The sequence below is a fragment of the Microbacterium sp. NPDC091676 genome (assembly GCF_044756645.1).
Classification (GTDB): domain Bacteria; phylum Actinomycetota; class Actinomycetes; order Actinomycetales; family Microbacteriaceae; genus Microbacterium; species Microbacterium paraoxydans_D.
The window spans coordinates 484,304-500,811 of sequence record NZ_JBIVTI010000001.1 but is presented as its reverse complement, the minus strand read 5'-3'; the positions used below and the strand labels follow the sequence as shown (position 1 = coordinate 500,811).

Sequence of the window (16,508 nt, the reverse complement as noted above, 5' to 3'; positions counted from 1 at the left end):
CTCCTGATCAGGCGACGGGATTCGCCGCGAAGACGATGCTGCGGGCGCGCGTCCCTTCGACGGACTCGGGGACGGGCGTGGTGCTCGACCCCGGAAACGGGTCAGCGCGCAGAGCTTGTAGACAAGTCTACGACCTCGCGAGCGGCGGTGGCGACGTCCTCGTTCACGATGAGGTGGTCGAACTCGTTCTGCGCGGCCAGCTCGACCTTCGCGGTGCGCAGTCGGCGGGTCCGTTCCTCGGCGTCCTCGGTGCCGCGCCCGACGAGCCGGTGCACCAGCTCGTCCCAGCTCGGCGGCAGGAGGAAGATGAGCGTCGCGGACGGCTCGGCCTCGCGCACCTGGCGCGCGCCCTGCAGGTCGATCTCCAGCAGGACGGTCTTCCCCTCGGCCAGGGCGGCGTCGATGGGGGCGCGCGGAGTGCCGTAGCGGGAGCGGTTGTGCACCACCGCGTACTCCAGCAGCTCACCGTCGGCGATCAGACGATCGAACTCGGCGTCGTCGACGAAGTAGTAGTGCACGCCGTCGATCTCGCCGGGGCGCGGTGGTCGGGTGGTGGCCGACACGGACAGGTGGATCTCGGGGTTGTTCTCGCGGATGTGCGCGGCGACCGTCCCCTTGCCCACCGCCGTGGGGCCGGCCAGGACGAGGAGCCGGCTGCGCGCCCCGCGGGGCGTCGGCACCGGGAAGCGCTCGTCCAGCCACTCCTCCAGCACCCGGCGCTGCCGCGCCCCGAGTCCGCCGAGGCGCTTGACCGGCGAGATGTGCAGCTGCTCCAGCACCCGGTCGCGCTTTCCCGCCCCGATCGCCGGGAGAGCCAGGAGGAAGTCGGTGATGCGCATGGAGCCCTCGACGGAGTCGGGGTCCTCCGTCGCGCGATGCAGCACGGACTGCGGGGTGACGACGCGCATCGTCAGGTCGCGCTTCACCGAGGCCCTGGCACGTCGTCTCTCGACGGCGCGGCGCGCCGCGGCGGCCCTGTCGACCTCGGGGACGGTGCGGCGTTCCTCACCCACGGCTGACCTCTCGATACTGGGCGGCACGGTCGGCGATCGTCTCGGCGAGGGCCGCCGGGCCCGCGGAGAGGAGGCTGCGGCTCTCGCTCGCGATCACCGAGGCGGCCTGGGGGCCGAAGCGGCGGGCGAGATCCGCGGGAGTGGCGCCCTGCGCGCCGAAACCGGGGGCGAGGATCGGGGCGACGGGCGCGAACGGCGCGATGCCGGCCTGCTCCTGGTCCACCGTGGCACCGATGACGAAGCCGAAGCTCCCCCACTCCCCCGCGGGCGTCGCGTCGGCGTTCCGCCGCGACACCTCGGCGATGACGGCGGCGGACACCGTGGCGCCGTCCGCGGTCGTCGCCCGCTGCAGCAGGGTCGCCTCGGGATTGCTCGTCGCAGCGAGGACGAAGAGTCCCTTGCCGTGCTCCTCGGCCAGGGCGAACGCGCCCTCCAGGGCTCCGGCCCCCAGATACGGATTCACCGTCAGCGCATCGGCTTCCAGCGGCGCGCCGGTGGGCAGCCACGCCTGGGCGTAGTCCGTCATCGTCGACCCGATGTCGCCGCGCTTGGCGTCGGCGATCACGAGCAGTCCGGCCGCCCGCGCGGCGGCCAGCACCTCCTCCAGGGCGGCGAACCCGGCCGCGCCGTGTCGCTCGAAGAACGACACCTGCGGCTTGACGACCCCGACGCGACCGGCGGCGGCGTCGACGGCTCGAAGCCCGAACTCGCGGACTCCGGCCGCATCGGGCGTCAGCCCCCACGCCGCCAGCAGAGCGGCGTGGGGGTCGATGCCGACGCAGAGCGGGCCGTGCGCCTCGAGGGCCGCGCGGGCCCGCTCGCCGAAGCGTGCCGTCATACCGCGGCCATCCGGTCCTGCGCGTACTCCTGCAGGCTCTTGACCTGGAAGCCCTCGTGCGCGGCGTCCATCCCGCTCACGGCCGCACCGAGCACGGCGATGGTCGTGAAGAGCGCCTTGTCGGCGGCCACCGCGGCGGCGCGGATCTCGTAGCCGTCCGCGCGAGCGGCACCACCCGACGGGGTGTTCACGACGATGTCGATCTCCCCGTCGTTGATGAGGTCGACGATGTTCCGGGCGCCCGACTCCTGCGTCTCGCTGTACTTCTCGACCACTGTGACGGCGATGCCGTTGCGCGAGAGGATCTCCGCCGTGCCCTCGGTCGCGACGATCGTGAAGCCGAGCTGCTGCAGGCGGTGTGCCGGGAGGATCACCGCGCGCTTGTCGGAGTCGGCGACCGAGATGAACACGGTGCCCGAGGTCGGCATGCCGCCGTAGGCAGCGGCTTGCGACTTCGCGAACGCGGTCGGGAAGTCGCGGTCGATGCCCATGACCTCGCCGGTCGAGCGCATCTCCGGGCCGAGGACCGAGTCGACCGTCTTGCCGTCGGCGGTGCGGAACCGCTTGAAGGGCAGCACGGCCTCCTTGACCGAGACCGGGGCGTCCAGCGGGACGCGCGAGCCGTCCTGCGCGGGCAGCATGCCCTCGGCACGGAGCTCGGCGATGGTGGAGCCGGCCATGATGCGGCTGGCGGCCTTCGCCATCGGGATGCCCAGCGCCTTGGAGACGAACGGCACCGTGCGACTGGCCCGGGGGTTGGCCTCGATGACGTAGAGGACGCCGGCACTGATCGCGAACTGCACGTTCAGCAGACCGCGCACGCCGACGCCCTGCGCGATGGCGAGGGTGGCCTCGCGGACACGGTCGACGTCGCTGCGGCCGAGCGAGACCGGCGGCAGCGTGCAGCTCGAGTCACCGGAGTGGATGCCGGCCTCCTCCAGGTGCTCCATGACGCCGCCGATGAAGAGGTCGGTGCCGTCGTACAGGGCATCCACGTCGAGCTCGATCGCGTCGTCGAGGAACCGGTCGACCAGGAGCGGCTTGCCCTCCTCGATGATGACCTCCCCGGCCGTCCGCACGAAGTAGTCGCGCAGTGCATCGGTGCCGTAGACGATCTCCATGCCCCGGCCGCCGAGCACGAAGCTCGGGCGCACGAGCACCGGGTAGCCGATCTCCTCGGCGATGCGCACCGCGCCCTCCACGTCGATCGCCGTGCCGTTGCGAGGGGCGAGGAGTCCGGCCTCGTCGAGCAGTCGCGAGAACAGCTCGCGCTCCTCGGCCAGGTCGATGGCCTCCGGGCTCGTCCCGAGGACCGTGTAGCCGGCCGCCTCGATGCCCTTCGCGAGCCCGAGCGGGGTCTGGCCGCCGAGCTGGCAGACGACGCCGAGGATGGTGCCGCTCGCCGCCTCCGCGTCCAGGACCTCCAGCACGTCCTCGAGCGTCAGCGGCTCGAAGTACAGCCGGTCGGACGTGTCGTAGTCGGTCGACACGGTCTCCGGGTTGCAGTTGATCATCACGGTCTCGAAGCCCGCGTCGGACAGCGCGAACGAGGCGTGCACACAGGAGTAGTCGAACTCGACACCCTGACCGATGCGGTTCGGGCCGGAGCCGATGATGACGACCTTGGTGCGGTCGGACGGCGCGACCTCGGTCTCGGCGTCGTAGCTCGAGTAGTGGTACGGCGTCAGCGCGGGGAACTCGCCCGCACAGGTGTCGACCGTCTTGTAGACGGGGCGGATGCCGAGGCCGTGGCGCACGCCGCGGATCTCGGCCTCGCTCTCGCCGCGGAGCTGGGCGATCTGCGCGTCCGAGAAGCCGTGCTCCTTGGCGTAGCGCAGCGTCGCGTCGTCCAGCTCGCCGGCGGTGCGGACGACCTCGGCGACCTCGTTGATGAGGACGATCTGGTCGAGGAACCAGGGGTCGATGGCCGTGGCCTCGAACGCCTGCTCGATGGTCGCGCCCTTGCGCAGCGCCTGCTGCAGGGTGACGATCCGGCCATCGGTCGGGGTCTTCGCGATCTCGAGCAGTTCCTCGACGGTGCGCGGCTCCTCGCCCCAGTGGAAGCTGGAGCCCCGCTTCTCGAGCGACCGCAGCGCCTTCTGCAGCGCGGTGGCGTAGTTGCGGCCGATGGCCATCGCCTCGCCGACCGACTTCATGGTGGTGGTGAGGGTGGCGTCGGCGGCCGGGAACTTCTCGAAAGCGAAGCGCGGGACCTTGACGACCACGTAGTCGAGCGTCGGCTCGAAGCTCGCCGGGGTCACGCCGGTGATGTCGTTCGGGATCTCGTCGAGGCGGTAGCCGAGGGCGAGCTTGGCCGCGAGCTTGGCGATCGGGAAGCCGGTGGCCTTCGACGCCAGGGCGCTCGACCGGGAGACACGCGGGTTCATCTCGATGACGATGATGCGCCCGTTCTCGGGGTTGACCGCGAACTGGATGTTGCAGCCACCGGTGTCCACGCCCACGGCGCGGATGATGTCGATGCCGATGTCGCGGAGCTTCTGGTACTCGCGGTCCGTCAGGGTCAGCGCCGGAGCCACCGTGATCGAGTCGCCGGTGTGCACGCCGACCGGGTCGACGTTCTCGATGGAGCAGACGACCACCGTGTTGTCGGCGGTGTCGCGCATGAGCTCGAGCTCGTACTCCTTCCAGCCGAGGATCGACTCCTCCAGGAGCACCTCGGTCGTCGGCGAGTCGCGCAGGCCGGCTCCGCCGATACGGCGCAGGTCCTCCTCGTCGTAGGCGAAGCCGGAGCCCAGCCCGCCCATCGTGAAGGACGGGCGCACCACGAGCGGGTAGCCGAGCTGCTCGGCCCCGGCGAGGAGGTCGTCCATGGTGTGGGCGATGACGCTCTTGGCGACGTCCGCGCCCGCCTCGAGGACGAGCTCCTTGAAGACCTGACGGTCCTCGCCCTTCTTGATGGCGTCGACCTTCGCGCCGATGAGCTCGACGTCGTACTTCTCGAGGATCCCCTGCTCGTGCAGCGCCATCGCGGCGTTCAGCGCCGTCTGACCACCGAGCGTCGGGAGGATCGCGTCGGGCTTCTCCTTAGCGATGATCGTCTCGATCACCGCGGGGGTGATCGGCTCGATGTAGGTCGCGTCGGCGAAGTCGGGGTCGGTCATGATCGTCGCGGGGTTGGAGTTGACGAGGATGACCCGGACGCCCTCCTCACGGAGGACGCGGCACGCCTGGGTGCCGGAGTAGTCGAACTCGCAGGCCTGGCCGATGACGATCGGGCCGGAGCCGATGACGAGGACGGAGTGGATGTCGTCGCGCTTGGGCATTACTTTGCGTCCTTCTTGTTCGCGATGACCATGTCGCGGAAGCGGTCGAAGAGGTAGTTGGCGTCGTGCGGTCCGGCCGCGGCCTCGGGGTGGTACTGCACCGAGAAGGCGGGGATGTCGAGGGCGCGCAGGCCCTCCACGACGTTGTCGTTGAGGCCGACGTGGCTGACCTCGACCTTGCCGTAGCCGTGCGGGCTGTCGAAGGAGCCCTCCAGGGGCGCCTCGACGGCGAAGCCGTGGTTGTGGGCGGTGATCTCCACCTTGCCCGTCTGCTTGTCCAGCACGGGCTGGTTGATGCCGCGATGACCGAACGGCAGCTTGTACGTGCCGAGCCCCAGGGCCCGGCCGAGGAGCTGGTTCCCGAAGCAGATCCCGAAGAAGGGCAGCCCGTCGTCGAGGACCGCGCGCAGCAGTTCGACGTGGTCGCCCGACGCCGCGGGGTCGCCGGGACCGTTCGAGTAGAAGACGGCGACCGGCTCGATCGCCCGGATCTCGTCGATGCTGACGTCCTGCGGGAGGACGTGCACGTCGAAGCCGCGGGCGGCGAGGTTGTCGATCGTCGCCTGCTTCACGCCGAGGTCGAGCACGGCGAGGTTGCCGATGCGCTCCCCCACCGCCGGGGTGACGGTCGCGCTCTCGACAGACACCTGAGCGGAGAGGTTGAGGCCGGTCATCTCCGGGGCCTCGCGCACGATGCGCAGCTGCTCCTCCGGGTCGAGCTCCGCATCCGCCCCCGAGAAGATGCCGCCGCGCATGGAGCCTGCGGAGCGGATGTGCCGGGTGACCGCGCGGGTGTCGATGCCGCTGATGCCGACGATGCCGTCCTCGACGAGGACCTCGTCGAGGGACGCGTTCGCCCGCCAGTTCGACACGACGCGCGAGGGGTCGCGCACGATGTACCCGGCGACCCAGATGCGGCGGGACTCGGTGTCCTCGTCGTTCATGCCGGTGTTGCCGATGTGCGGGGCGGTCTGCAGGACGATCTGCCCGGCGTAGGACGGGTCGGTGATGGTCTCCTGGTATCCCGACATGCCGGTGGCGAACACGACCTCGCCGAGCGTGCGCCCGCGCGCGCCGTAGGCACGTCCGCGGTGTCGGGTGCCGTCCTCCAGGACGAGGACGGCGGGGTCGGGAAGGCGGGCCGCGGAGGCCTGCGGGGAGGAAGTCGAGAGGGTCATGACGAGGCTCCTGTGTCAGGGGCGGCGGGGATGAGCCGCTGCAGGTCGGAGATGAGGGTCGGGAGGTCGCCGCCGGTGAGGCGCACATAGCTGTCGACCACGGTCGTGTCGTCGACGTGCCACGAGATGCGCACGAGCCCGCCGGGCTCCACGACGCGATCGATGGTGACGGTCGCACGGTCGACGGAGACGAGGCGTTCGGCGGCGAGGAAGACGGTGGGGGCACCGTCCAGGGCCAGCGCGATGCCGCGGTCGGTCACAGCCAGCTCGCCGCGTGCGCGGAACGCCAGCGGGGTGATCGCGAGCCGTTCGAGGGGCTGCTCGTGCCGAGTGGTGGACACGTAGAGCACCTCGTCGCGGCGCGTCACCTCCGCGTGCTCCGGCACCCCGAGCGGGGCCGTGTACGCGGCATCGCGCCGCACTCGTCGTCGCCAGGCGAACAGCATCGAGAGCAGGATCAGCAGCGCGACGGCGATGATGATCGCGACCGCGAGGTCCCGTGCGCTCATGCGCCGAGCTCCTCGACGACGGCGCCGCCGTCGACCGTGAGGAGGCCGCCGTGCACGGTGTACTCCACGCGTCCGGGCAGGGCGCGGCCCAGGTAGGGCGAGTTCTCGCTGCGCCCGTGCAGGTCAGCGGCCGTGAACACGCCGTCGACCGCGGGGTCGTACAGCGTGATGTGCGCGGGCTGCCCGGCGGCGAGCGGCGTGCCGTGGCCGGAGAGCCGTCCGATGCGGGCGGGCGTCGCGCTCATGACCCGGGCCACGTCGGCCCAGTCGAGCAGGCCGGTCTGCACCATCGACTGGTGCACGACCCGCAGGGCGCTCTCCAGACCGACCATGCCGTTCGCGGCGGCCTGCCACTCGCACGCCTTGTGCTCGCTGGGGTGCGGCGCGTGATCGGTCGCGACGATGTCGATCGTGCCGTCGGCCAGACCCTCCCGGACCGCGAGGACGTCCTCTTCGCGGCGCAGCGGCGGGTTGACCTTGAATCGCGCGTCGTAGCCGCGGACGAGTTCGTCCGTGAGCAGCAGGTGGTGCGGCGTGACCTCCGCCGTCACGTCGACGCCGCGCTTCTTGGCCCAGCGGATGATGTCGACGGAGCCGGCCGTCGAGAGGTGGCAGACATGCAGTCGCGAGCCGACGTGCTCGGCGAGGAGCACGTCGCGGGCGATGATCGACTCCTCGGCGACGGCCGGCCACCCGGCCAGCCCGAGCTCGGCCGAGACGGTGCCCTCGTTCATCTGGGCGCCCTCGGTGAGCCGCGGGTCCTGCGCGTGCTGGGCGATGACGCCGTCGAAGGACTTCACGTACTCCAGGGCCCGGCGCATGATCAGCGGGTCCCACACGCAGAAGCCGTCGTCGCTGAAGACCCGCACCTGGGCCCGGGAGGTGGCCATGGCACCGAGTTCCGCGAGGCGCTCGCCCTTCTGCCCCACGGTGACGGCGCCGATCGGCTGCACGGTCGCGTAGCCGGCCGCCTCGCCGAGGGCGAGTTCCTGCTCGACCACGCCCGCCGTGTCGGCGACCGGAGAGGTGTTCGGCATCGCGAACACGGCGGTGAACCCGCCGGCGGCGGCCGCTCTGGTGCCGGTGAGGATCGTCTCGGAGGCCTCGAACCCTGGTTCGCGCAGATGGGTGTGCAGATCGACGAGACCCGGCAGTGCGACCAGGCCCGCGGCGTCGATCACGCGCGCGCCGGTGCGGGTGAGCCCCGCTCCGATCTCGGCGATGACGCCGTTCTCGATGATGATGTCGGCGCTGTCCGCGCCGAGCAGCTGTGCACCGGTGATGACGAGGGTCTCGCTCACAGGTCTCCCCCTCGTTCGTCGTCTCGTTCCCCTGCCAGCAGCAGGTACAGCACCGCCATGCGCACGGAGACCCCGTTCGACACCTGTTCCAGCACCGTCGAACGGGGGGAATCGGCAGCTTCGGAGGAGATCTCCAGTCCCCGGTTCATGGGTCCGGGGTGCAGGACAATGCTACCGCCCGGCAGAGCCGCCACGCGCCGTGCGTCCAGGCCCCACCGGCGCGAATACTCCCGCTCAGTCGGGAAATACGCCGCATTCATCCGCTCGAGCTGGATGCGCAGCATCATCACGGCGTCCGGCCCCTCCGCGAGGGCTTCGTCCAGGTCGTAGACCACGCGGACCGGCCACAGGGACACGTTCTGCGGAACCAGGGTGGGCGGCGCCACGAGCGTGACCTCGGCTCCGAGTGTCGTGAGCAGCCAGACGTTGGAGCGCGCCACCCGCGAATGCAGCACGTCGCCGACGATCGTGACGCGGAAACCGGCGAGATCGCGCCCCCGGCTGTCCGCACCGAATCGCCGCTTGCGGATGGTGAAGGCGTCGAGGAGCGCCTGCGTGGGGTGCTCGTGGGTGCCGTCGCCCGCGTTCACGACGCCGGCGGAGATCCAGCCGCTCGTGGCCAGGGTCTGCGGGGCGCCGGACCCGGGGTGCCGCACGACGACCGCGTCGGCGCCGATGGCCTCGAGCGTCTGCGCGGTGTCCTTCAGGCTCTCGCCCTTGGAGACGCTGGAGCCCTTCGCGGCGAAGTTGATGACGTCGGCGGACAGGCGCTTCGCCGCGGCCTCGAACGAGATGCGGGTGCGCGTGGAGTCCTCGAAGAAGAGGTTCACGACCGTCTTGCCACGGAGCGTGGGGAGCTTCTTGACCTCGCGGGACTGCGTATCGGCCATGTCCTCCGCGACGTCGAGGATGCGCAGGGCGGTCGCTCTGTCGAGCGTGCGGGTGTCGAGGAGGTGCCTCATTCGCCGATCGTCACCTCCTCGGCGCCGTCGTTCTCGAACAGACGCACGTTGACGCGCTCGGTGCGCGCGGAGGGGATGTTCTTGCCCACGAAGTCCGGGCGGATGGGAAGCTCCCGGTGTCCGCGGTCGATGAGGATCGCGAGCCGCACGACGGCGGGACGGCCGATCGACTGCAGGGCGTCGAGCGCGGCGCGGATGCTCCGGCCGGAGAACAGGACGTCGTCGACGAGGACGACCGTCTTCCCGTCGATGCCGCCCGGGGGGATCTCCGTCGGCTGCGGGGACCGCGTCGGGTGCTTGGCGAGGTCGTCGCGGAAGAGCGTCACGTCGAGGGAGCCGACCGGGACGGAGACCTGGGCGATCTCGCTGATCAGGGCGGCGAGCCGGTGGCCCAGCGTGACGCCGCGGGTCGGGATGCCCAGCAGGACGAGGTCGTCGGCCCCGCGATTGGACTCGAGGATCTCGTGCGCGATCCGGGTCAGCGCTCGTGAGATGTCGGCTTGGTGCAGCACAGTGCGCACACTCATCAGCCGCTCCCTTCTCCGCCTCACAGGACGGTGTTAAAGGTTGCTAATGCCCCCCAGTCTATCGGAGGGATCAGGCGCCGACGACCTCGACACCGCGCTCTCTGGCGACCGTCGCGAGACGGCGGTCGAAGGTGGCGAGAGTCGCGCCGAACGCCTCCGCCGTGACCAGCACCGCGCAGTCCGGGAGCTTCAGAGAGGTCGCGGCGCGGAGCCGCGCGATATGGACCGGTTCGTCGACCGTCTCCTCCCGACGCAGCAGCCCGAGGGAGTCGATCTTGGCGAGATCGGCGAGCTCTGTGCCCATCCGCGCCGGATGCACGAGCGCCTCCGCGAGGGTGATCGGGTGGATCAGAAGGTCTTCCTCGGTATCGAGGATGTCGAACGCCGCCTCCTGGTGGACATCGTCGGTGGAAAGGTGCGCGATGAGGACACCGGCGTCTACGACGATCACTCCGGCCAGTCCTTCCGGAGAGCGTCGAGATACCCCGGTGGATAGGCGATCGATCCCCGCGTCGCCTCGAGCGCCGCCCGCCGGGTCGCGCGCCGGTGGGATCCTCGCTCTGCGAGCCGCTCCGCCCCCAGCACCGCGAGCCTCGCCACCTGCTCCGACTTCGGTAGTCCTGGCCACTCGCTTTCCGCGAGTTCCAGCGCCTCGCGCAGCGCGGCGGTCTGCGTCACCTGGATACGGGTCAGAGCGGTCGGCATCGCCTCACTGTACCACCGGCTGCGCTCGGTGGTACAGGCGCGCTCAGCTCGCCTCGCGGAGCACAGGATCCGTCACGTCGTCGATCTTCGAGGAACGGATCGGGTGGCCGCTCGTGGAGAGGCAGCGTCCGGTCTTCAGATCCCACTTCCAGTCGTGCATGCTGCACGTGAGGATGCCGTCCTCGTCGACCTTCCCCGTCTTGGTGAGGTCGGCGCGCAGGTGCGGGCAGCGGCGCTGGACGACCCAGTCGCCGATCTCCGCGTCCTCGGTCTGGTCGGTCTGCTCCTGGTACCAGTTCTCCACGTACTCGATCCGGTCGACCGAGAGGCACTTGAGGAAGGTGGTGAGGAACTCGTTGAACTTGCCGCTGCGCCCGACCGAGAACTGCATCGACAGGAAGATCGAGTTCGACCAGTCGATCTCGTGGTCGCGGATGTTCGTCGAGACGAGGTCGGCCGGGATCGTGTACCAGTACACGCACTCCTCCCCCGCGTACTCGCGGACCTTGGCGCGCGGGAAGTCGACCACCATGTCCAGCTCCCCGATGCGGAAGCGGACGTGCCCGCCGACTCCGAGGCGGATGGTGCGCGACTTCTTCAGCAGCGGCTCCCACCACTCCTTGATCGCCGCCAGCATCTCGTCGGGCGGGATGATCTCGGCGCGGGACGCCTCCTCGTCGCGGATCTCCTGCTGCCTGGCCGCGCGCTGCTCCTCGAGGTACTCCCACTTCTCGTCGAAGATGTGGGCGAGCTCGGCCTCGGTGTAGAGCGTCTGCTCGGTGGTCACCGCACCGCCGTCGATCGTGACGAGCGTGCCGGGGACGAAGAGCTGCCCGTCGTACTTCGGCGCCAGCTCCTTCATGTGCGCGATGAACTGCTTCTGGTCCGTGAAGATGGACTCGCCGTTGCGGCCCATCCCGTTGAAGTCGAAGAGGTCGTCGCGGAGGAACATGGGCGGGCCCGCCATCGGGAAGACGTGCGGAGCGTCGACCTTCTCGATGTAGTACATCGCCCGCTTGTTCTGCGCCTCGCGCTTGAGTCGCGCGAAATTCTGCTTCGCATCCAGCGGGAGGTCGTAGACCATCGGCCACCAGATCGCTCCGGAGACCTGCGTGAAGTAGGCGTCGGGCTTCCCGAAGTGCAGCAGCTTGTCGAGGTCGAGCGGGTGCGAGTCGTTCTGGTTCAGCATCGATCCGGTGCCGTCGTCCACGCTGAGCGACGAGTCGCCGATCGGTCCGTCGCTCGGCGCGCGCAGCGGGGTGATCATCATCTTGAGCGCCCCGCGCTCGATGATCTCGCCGGCGGGCGCGTAGGTGATGTTCGTGTAGCCGAGCGCCCGGATGTCCTGCTCCAGGTCGTCGATCGGGTACTCCGGCAGGAGCACCTCGATGTCCTTGCGGATGTACCGCTCCAGCAGCGCCGGATCGAAGTGGTCGCGGTGCCGGTGCGAGATGTAGAGGAAGTCGGCTTCGCGGCCGTAGCGCTCCCAGTCGAGGGCTCGGTTGTCCGGGAACGGGAACCAGGACCCGAAGAAGGACGGGCCCAGCACCGGGTCGCAGATGATGTTGCCGCCGACCGTCTCGATGAACATGCCGGCGTGGCCGAGTCCCGTGATCCGCATTGCATTCCTCTCGAAGATGAACCGTTCGATTGTACCGACGGCTCCCTGAGCACCCGGCGGGACGGGCCGGGGAAAACGGTCTAGTCGTCGAAGAGACCGCGGATGTCGTCGGCGGTGAGCGCCTGGGCGAAGAGCGCGTCGTCGTCGAGCACGGCGGTGAACAGGCGGGCCTTGCGCCGCTGCAGCGCGAGGACCTTCTCCTCGATCGTGCCGGTCGCGATCATGCGGTAGACGAACACCTGGCTGCGCTGGCCGATGCGGTGCGTGCGGTCGACGGCCTGCGCCTCGGCGGCGGGGTTCCACCACGGGTCGAGGAGGAAGACGTAGTCGGCCTCGGTCAGGGTGAGTCCGAACCCGCCGGCCTTCAGGCTGATGAGGAAGACGGGCTGCTCCCCCTCCGCGAAGTCCGTGACCACGCGCTCGCGATGCCGCGTCGATCCGTCGAGGTGCGCGTACGGGATGCCGGCGGCGTCCAGACGGGCGGCCGCCATGTCGAGGAAGGAAGTGAACTGGCTGAACACGAGCGCGCGGTGTCCCTCCGCCTGCAGCTCGACGATCCGTTCCAGGAGGTCGTCGAGCTTGCGGGAGCCGAGGCGCGCGTCGGCCGGGTCGATCAGCGCCGGAGCGAGGCTCAGCATGCGCAGGAGCGTCAGGGAGCGGAACACGATGAAGCGGTTGCGGTCCAGGTCCTCCAGCAGGCCGAGCACCTTCTGCCGCTCCCGCTGCAGCACCGTCTCGTAGAGCTCGCGATGCCCGGCGCTGAGCTCGACCTCCAGCACCTGCTCCTGTTTCGGTGGGAGCTCGGGGGCGACGAGCTCCTTGGTGCGGCGGAGCACGAGCGGGCGGATCCGTCGTCGGAGCTGCGCGAGGCGGCGCTGCCGGTACGGTCCGCCCTCCACGTTCTCCGGGACCTTCCCCTGCTCGATCGGCTGGATGTAGTGCTCGCGGAACTTCCGCGCCGAGGCGAACAGGCCGGGCGCCGTGAGCTTCAGCAGCGCCCAGAGCTCCTCGAGGCTGTTCTCCAGGGGCGTGCCCGTGACCGCGATGGTGACGTCGGCAGGGAAGCGGGCGACGGCGCGGTGCAGCTTCGTGGCCGGATTCTTCACGAACTGGGCTTCGTCGAGGATCAGTCCGGCCCAGGCGACGGCTGCGAACCCCTCTTCGTCGAGCCGGGCGACGGCGTAGGTCGTGAGCACCACATCGGCCTCGCGAGCCATGACCGCCACGGAAGGGCCGCCGGTGGAATCCCGGGTGATCACGCGGAGTCCCGCAGCGAACCGCGCCGCCTCGGTGCGCCAGGTGGCCAGCACGGACGTCGGGACCACGACGAGGAACGGACGTCCCTCCCCCGCCGCACGGGCGTGCAGGATGAGGGCGAGCAGCTGGACCGTCTTCCCGAGACCCATGTCGTCGGCGAGGATGCCGCCGAGCCGGTGCGACCAGAGGAACGCGAGCCAGTCGAGGCCTTCCTTCTGGTAAGGCCGCAACTGTGCGGTGAGCCCCGGCGGGATCGCCACCGCCGGCACCGCGGTGGCGCTGCGCAGTCCCTCCGCCGTGGCTCGCCAGCTCACCGCGGGAAGCGCCTCGTCCGCCAGATCCTCGAACTCCTCCCACAGATCCGTCTGGTGCCGGCTGATCCGCGGCCCCGTCTCCCACTCGTCGAGGTCTCCGGCCTCGTCGAGGAGGGCGCGCAGCCGGTCGAGCGCCGGGTGGTTCAGGGAGAAGTAGCTGCCGTCGACGAGCAGGAGCTTTCGCCGGCCCGCGCTCAGGGCGGTGAAGAGCGGCTCGAACGGGATGCTCCGTCCGTCGATGCGGACGATGACGCCAAGGTCGAACCAGTCCGGGTCGGTGCTCTCCACGGTCGAGACGGTGATCTCCGGCTCGCCGGCGAGCTCGCGATACGTCTTGCGACGGCCGGACACCTCCAGCTCGACGCCCTCCGCGTCCAGCGCCGGGACCACGCGGGTCATGAACTCCGCAGCCGCCACGTCGTGGAAGGCCCCCGAGGGAGCGAACGCGACGCCGTGCTCCGCCCAGACGCTCCGGATCCGCTCCGTCACCCCGGCCTCGGCCTCCGGGTCGCGCACGGCCTCCGGACCGGGTGTGAACGGCACCCGCCCGAAGCCGCGATAGTCCCACTCGACGGCGTACTCCACGGTGTCTCCGCGACGGAATGCCACCCGGAGCACGGCCCGCGGCGGCGGGAGCGCGGGCAGCGAGACGCGGCCGACCGCGCGGACGGGGAGGCGGCGCGCCAGGAGCGGATAGGCATCCTGGAGGAAGGCCGTCTCCTCCTCCACGGGGACCACGAGCGTCTGAGCGCGGATCAGCGACTGCGCGGGGCCCGCGAGCGGAAGCTCCGCGAGCGTCACCTGGAGGCGCGATCCGCTCTGCGCGACCTCGTACACGCCGGAGCGCCCGAGGGTCCTGATGCTGCCCGGCGGCGTCTCGCGCCCGTCCACCGTCACGACCGGCCGGACCACGAGGCCGCCGTCGTCGTCGCGGGACACGGCCGCCGTCAGCTCCGCGGTCTCCGCGAGGACGAGCGTCGTCGACCGCTGCGACGCCACGAGCGGGATGCCGAGGTCGGTCGCCGACCGCAGATGCCCCCAGAGGAGCCGCGACTCGATCAGATCGGCGACGAGCCAGTCCCCCGCCGTGCCGGAGAGCAGCGTGTCCCGCGCGATGCTCAGCAGATCGGCGAACCACCGCGACCGTTCCCGACCGTACTGGTCCGGTGCGCGGCGGACCGCGTCCCAGGTGGCGGAGCCGAGCACCCAGGACCCCGTCGCCGCGCTCCGCTCCAGCGGACGGATGCCGAGGAGGATCTCTCCGGTCCCCTTCGCGACATCCCGTGGGGTCGCGGTGCGCTGCGGGCGTGACGCCCAGGGATTGGCTCCTCGGGCGTCGCGGACACGCACCTCGAACCCGAGGGCGAGAGGGGTCGCCGCCGTCGGCGCAGCGCCCGCGTCGAACAGGGCACGCCAGTCCCGCGCGCCGTCTCCCGGGGCGGCGGAGGCGGGCGGGCGGATCATGAGACGATCCTGCCCGGCACCGCCGACACCGCCGCTGCGGCGCTCAGGCCGAGCGCGCGACGCGGGCGAGCACGCCGTGCACGAACGCGCCCGACTCCTCGGTGGAGAACTCCTTCGCGAGCTCCACCGCCTCGTCGATCGCGACCGCGGTCGGCACCTCGTCGTTGTAGAGGATCTCCCACGCGCCGATGCGCAGCAGGGCGCGGTCGACGGCGGGCATCCGCTCGAGCTTCCAGTCACGGCTGTGCGTCGTGATCTGCTCGTCGATCTCGTCGCGCTGGTCGATGATGCCGTCGACGATCTCGCGGGCGTACAGCCACGACGCCTCACGTGCGGGCTCGTTCGCCGCGCGCTTCGCCTCGGCGGCGAGGGCCACCGCGACCTCGTCGCCGCGGACGTCGGCGGAGAACAGGATGTCGAGCGCGCGCTTGCGCGCCTTCGTGCGGGCGCTCACGCCTTACTTCTCGCGGCCGAGGTACTCGCCCGTGCGGGTGTCGACCTTGACCTTCGTGCCGGTCTCCAGGAACAGCGGGACCTGGATCTCGTAGCCGGTCTCGAGCGTGGCGGGCTTGGTACCGGCCGACGAGCGGTCGCCCTGCAGGCCGGGCTCGGTGTAAGTCACCTCGAGGATGACCGACGCCGGGAGGTCGATGTAGAGGGGGTTGCCGTTGTTGAGGGCGATGGTGACCTGCTGGTTCTCGAGCAGGAAGTTCTTCGCGTCGCCGACCGTGGCCGCCGGCAGCGTGATCTGGTCGAAGTCGGTCTGGTCCATGAACACGAACCCGTCACCGTCGGTGTAGAGGTAGGTGTAGTCGCGGCGGTCGACGTTCTCGATGTCGATCTTCGCGCCGGCGTTGTACGTGCGGTCCACGGTCTTGCCCGAGACGACGTTCTTCAGCTTCGTGCGGACGAACGCGCCACCCTTGCCGGGCTTGACGTGCTGGAACTCGATGACGCTCCAGAGCTGCCCGTCGATGCTGAGGACGACGCCGTTCTTGATGTCTGCGGTGGATGCCATGTGCGAGGAGTTCCGTTCCTGAGTCCGTGGGGGCCGGGGCGGCCGACAGTCGATTCTACGGGATGCCCGGCGCGGGCCGCCGCGGGGGCACGATAGACGCTCCTCCGCGAGAGCGGAAGCCCCGTGACGATGCCCGTCGCCCCGGGCAGCGTGGACGAGGACAGGAGGAGTCGACATGAGCGAGGACGATCGCGACCGGGACCCGACCAGGATGGCGAATCAGCCGGCGCTGCGGACGTCGTCCGGCGCGGTGTGGCTCATCGTCGCCACGATCTTCACGGCGGTCAGCCTCGTGCCCCTGATCGGGATCGTCCGCAGCGGGGGCGCCGCGGGGACCGTCGGGCTGGTCACTGCGATCATCCTGATCCTGGGCCTGGTCGCGATGGTCGTCATCCGCCTCGCGGTGGCGAGCGTGCGTCCTCGGCTCCGCGCGCTCGCCGCGTGCTTCCTCGCCATGGCCCTGCTGACGCTCGTGGGCATCACCGTGTGCGTGCTGCTCGTCGGCCTGCCCTGATCC

15 protein-coding genes are annotated in these 16,508 nt (G+C 70.4%); 1 reads left to right on the top strand and 14 read right to left on the bottom strand.

The window, feature by feature from the left end:
* Nucleotides 1-101: 101 nt before the first annotated feature.
* The 14 genes from gmk to efp all read right to left on the bottom strand — a co-directional run bounded on the left by gmk (nt 102) and on the right by efp (nt 15,991).
* Nucleotides 102-1,013, bottom strand: coding sequence for a guanylate kinase (gene gmk, locus ACIQID_RS02580; RefSeq protein ID WP_400281750.1), 912 nt, complete (start codon nt 1,011-1,013; stop codon nt 102-104).
* Complete coding sequence (pyrF, locus tag ACIQID_RS02575) at nt 1,006-1,851, bottom strand: orotidine-5'-phosphate decarboxylase (protein WP_400281747.1); 846 nt, start codon at nt 1,849-1,851, stop codon at nt 1,006-1,008. The genes gmk and pyrF overlap by 8 nt, the downstream gene beginning before the upstream one ends.
* Nucleotides 1,848-5,135, bottom strand: a complete 3,288-nt coding sequence (gene carB / locus ACIQID_RS02570; RefSeq protein ID WP_331202870.1) for a carbamoyl-phosphate synthase large subunit — start codon at nt 5,133-5,135, stop codon at nt 1,848-1,850. Before carB ends, pyrF begins: the two co-directional genes overlap by 4 nt.
* Nucleotides 5,135-6,313, bottom strand: a complete 1,179-nt coding sequence (gene carA, locus ACIQID_RS02565) for a glutamine-hydrolyzing carbamoyl-phosphate synthase small subunit (protein ID WP_312672477.1) — start codon at nt 6,311-6,313, stop codon at nt 5,135-5,137. The genes carB and carA overlap by 1 nt, the downstream gene beginning before the upstream one ends.
* A complete protein-coding gene (locus ACIQID_RS02560; protein WP_331202871.1) occupies nt 6,310-6,822 on the bottom strand; it encodes a hypothetical protein in 513 nt (170 codons plus the stop codon). The genes carA and ACIQID_RS02560 overlap by 4 nt, the downstream gene beginning before the upstream one ends.
* Nucleotides 6,819-8,123 carry a dihydroorotase gene (locus ACIQID_RS02555; protein WP_400281742.1) on the bottom strand — a complete coding sequence of 435 codons (1,305 nt, stop codon included), beginning with the start codon at nt 8,121-8,123 and terminating at the stop codon, nt 6,819-6,821. Before ACIQID_RS02555 ends, ACIQID_RS02560 begins: the two co-directional genes overlap by 4 nt.
* Nucleotides 8,120-9,085, bottom strand: a complete 966-nt coding sequence (locus ACIQID_RS02550; protein WP_400281739.1) for an aspartate carbamoyltransferase catalytic subunit — start codon at nt 9,083-9,085, stop codon at nt 8,120-8,122. Before ACIQID_RS02550 ends, ACIQID_RS02555 begins: the two co-directional genes overlap by 4 nt.
* Complete coding sequence (pyrR, locus tag ACIQID_RS02545; protein WP_071328635.1) at nt 9,082-9,612, bottom strand: bifunctional pyr operon transcriptional regulator/uracil phosphoribosyltransferase PyrR; 531 nt, start codon at nt 9,610-9,612, stop codon at nt 9,082-9,084. Before pyrR ends, ACIQID_RS02550 begins: the two co-directional genes overlap by 4 nt.
* 70 nt (nt 9,613-9,682) lie before the next feature.
* Entirely contained in the window at nt 9,683-10,063 is a 381-nt protein-coding gene (locus tag ACIQID_RS02540; protein ID WP_312672470.1) for a PIN domain-containing protein, read from the bottom strand.
* The gene (locus ACIQID_RS02535; protein WP_060922159.1) at nt 10,060-10,317 is read right to left on the bottom strand and encodes a hypothetical protein; all 258 of its coding nucleotides are present in this window, start codon (nt 10,315-10,317) and stop codon (nt 10,060-10,062) included. The genes ACIQID_RS02540 and ACIQID_RS02535 overlap by 4 nt, the downstream gene beginning before the upstream one ends.
* Nucleotides 10,318-10,360: 43 nt before the next feature.
* Nucleotides 10,361-11,938, bottom strand: a complete 1,578-nt coding sequence (locus tag ACIQID_RS02530) for a Rieske 2Fe-2S domain-containing protein (protein WP_312672468.1) — start codon at nt 11,936-11,938, stop codon at nt 10,361-10,363.
* Nucleotides 11,939-12,018: 80 nt separating this feature from the next.
* Complete coding sequence (locus tag ACIQID_RS02525; protein WP_400281733.1) at nt 12,019-14,973, bottom strand: DEAD/DEAH box helicase; 2,955 nt, start codon at nt 14,971-14,973, stop codon at nt 12,019-12,021.
* A 43-nt stretch (nt 14,974-15,016) separates the two neighbouring features.
* Nucleotides 15,017-15,427, bottom strand: a complete 411-nt coding sequence (nusB, locus tag ACIQID_RS02520; RefSeq protein ID WP_136052755.1) for a transcription antitermination factor NusB — start codon at nt 15,425-15,427, stop codon at nt 15,017-15,019.
* A 3-nt stretch (nt 15,428-15,430) separates the two neighbouring features.
* Nucleotides 15,431-15,991 (bottom strand): elongation factor P, encoded by a 561-nt coding sequence (gene efp, locus ACIQID_RS02515; RefSeq protein WP_025103502.1) that lies wholly within the window; start codon nt 15,989-15,991, stop codon nt 15,431-15,433.
* Between the two features lie 175 nt (nt 15,992-16,166).
* On the opposite strand from efp, the gene ACIQID_RS02510 reads away from it, so the two are divergent.
* Entirely contained in the window at nt 16,167-16,505 is a 339-nt protein-coding gene (locus ACIQID_RS02510; protein ID WP_312672466.1) for a hypothetical protein, read from the top strand.
* The last annotated feature ends 3 nt before the right edge of the window (nt 16,506-16,508 follow it).

What these genes read in the sequence shown, in the direction of transcription:
- pyrF (WP_400281747.1), bottom strand. Translation starts at nt 1,851, where the DNA reads ATGACGGCACGCTTCGGCGAGCGGGCCCGCGCGGCCCTCGAGGCGCAC.
- carB (WP_331202870.1), bottom strand. Translation starts at nt 5,135, where the DNA reads ATGCCCAAGCGCGACGACATCCACTCCGTCCTCGTCATCGGCTCCGGC.
- carA (WP_312672477.1), bottom strand. Translation starts at nt 6,313, where the DNA reads ATGACCCTCTCGACTTCCTCCCCGCAGGCCTCCGCGGCCCGCCTTCCC.
- ACIQID_RS02560 (WP_331202871.1), bottom strand. Translation starts at nt 6,822, where the DNA reads ATGAGCGCACGGGACCTCGCGGTCGCGATCATCATCGCCGTCGCGCTG.
- ACIQID_RS02550 (WP_400281739.1), bottom strand. Translation starts at nt 9,085, where the DNA reads ATGAGGCACCTCCTCGACACCCGCACGCTCGACAGAGCGACCGCCCTG.
- pyrR (WP_071328635.1), bottom strand. Translation starts at nt 9,612, where the DNA reads ATGAGTGTGCGCACTGTGCTGCACCAAGCCGACATCTCACGAGCGCTG.
- ACIQID_RS02535 (WP_060922159.1), bottom strand. Translation starts at nt 10,317, where the DNA reads ATGCCGACCGCTCTGACCCGTATCCAGGTGACGCAGACCGCCGCGCTG.
- ACIQID_RS02530 (WP_312672468.1), bottom strand. Translation starts at nt 11,938, where the DNA reads ATGCGGATCACGGGACTCGGCCACGCCGGCATGTTCATCGAGACGGTC.
- ACIQID_RS02525 (WP_400281733.1), bottom strand. Translation starts at nt 14,973, where the DNA reads ATGATCCGCCCGCCCGCCTCCGCCGCCCCGGGAGACGGCGCGCGGGAC.
- efp (WP_025103502.1), bottom strand. Translation starts at nt 15,991, where the DNA reads ATGGCATCCACCGCAGACATCAAGAACGGCGTCGTCCTCAGCATCGAC.
- ACIQID_RS02510 (WP_312672466.1), top strand. Translation starts at nt 16,167, where the DNA reads ATGAGCGAGGACGATCGCGACCGGGACCCGACCAGGATGGCGAATCAG.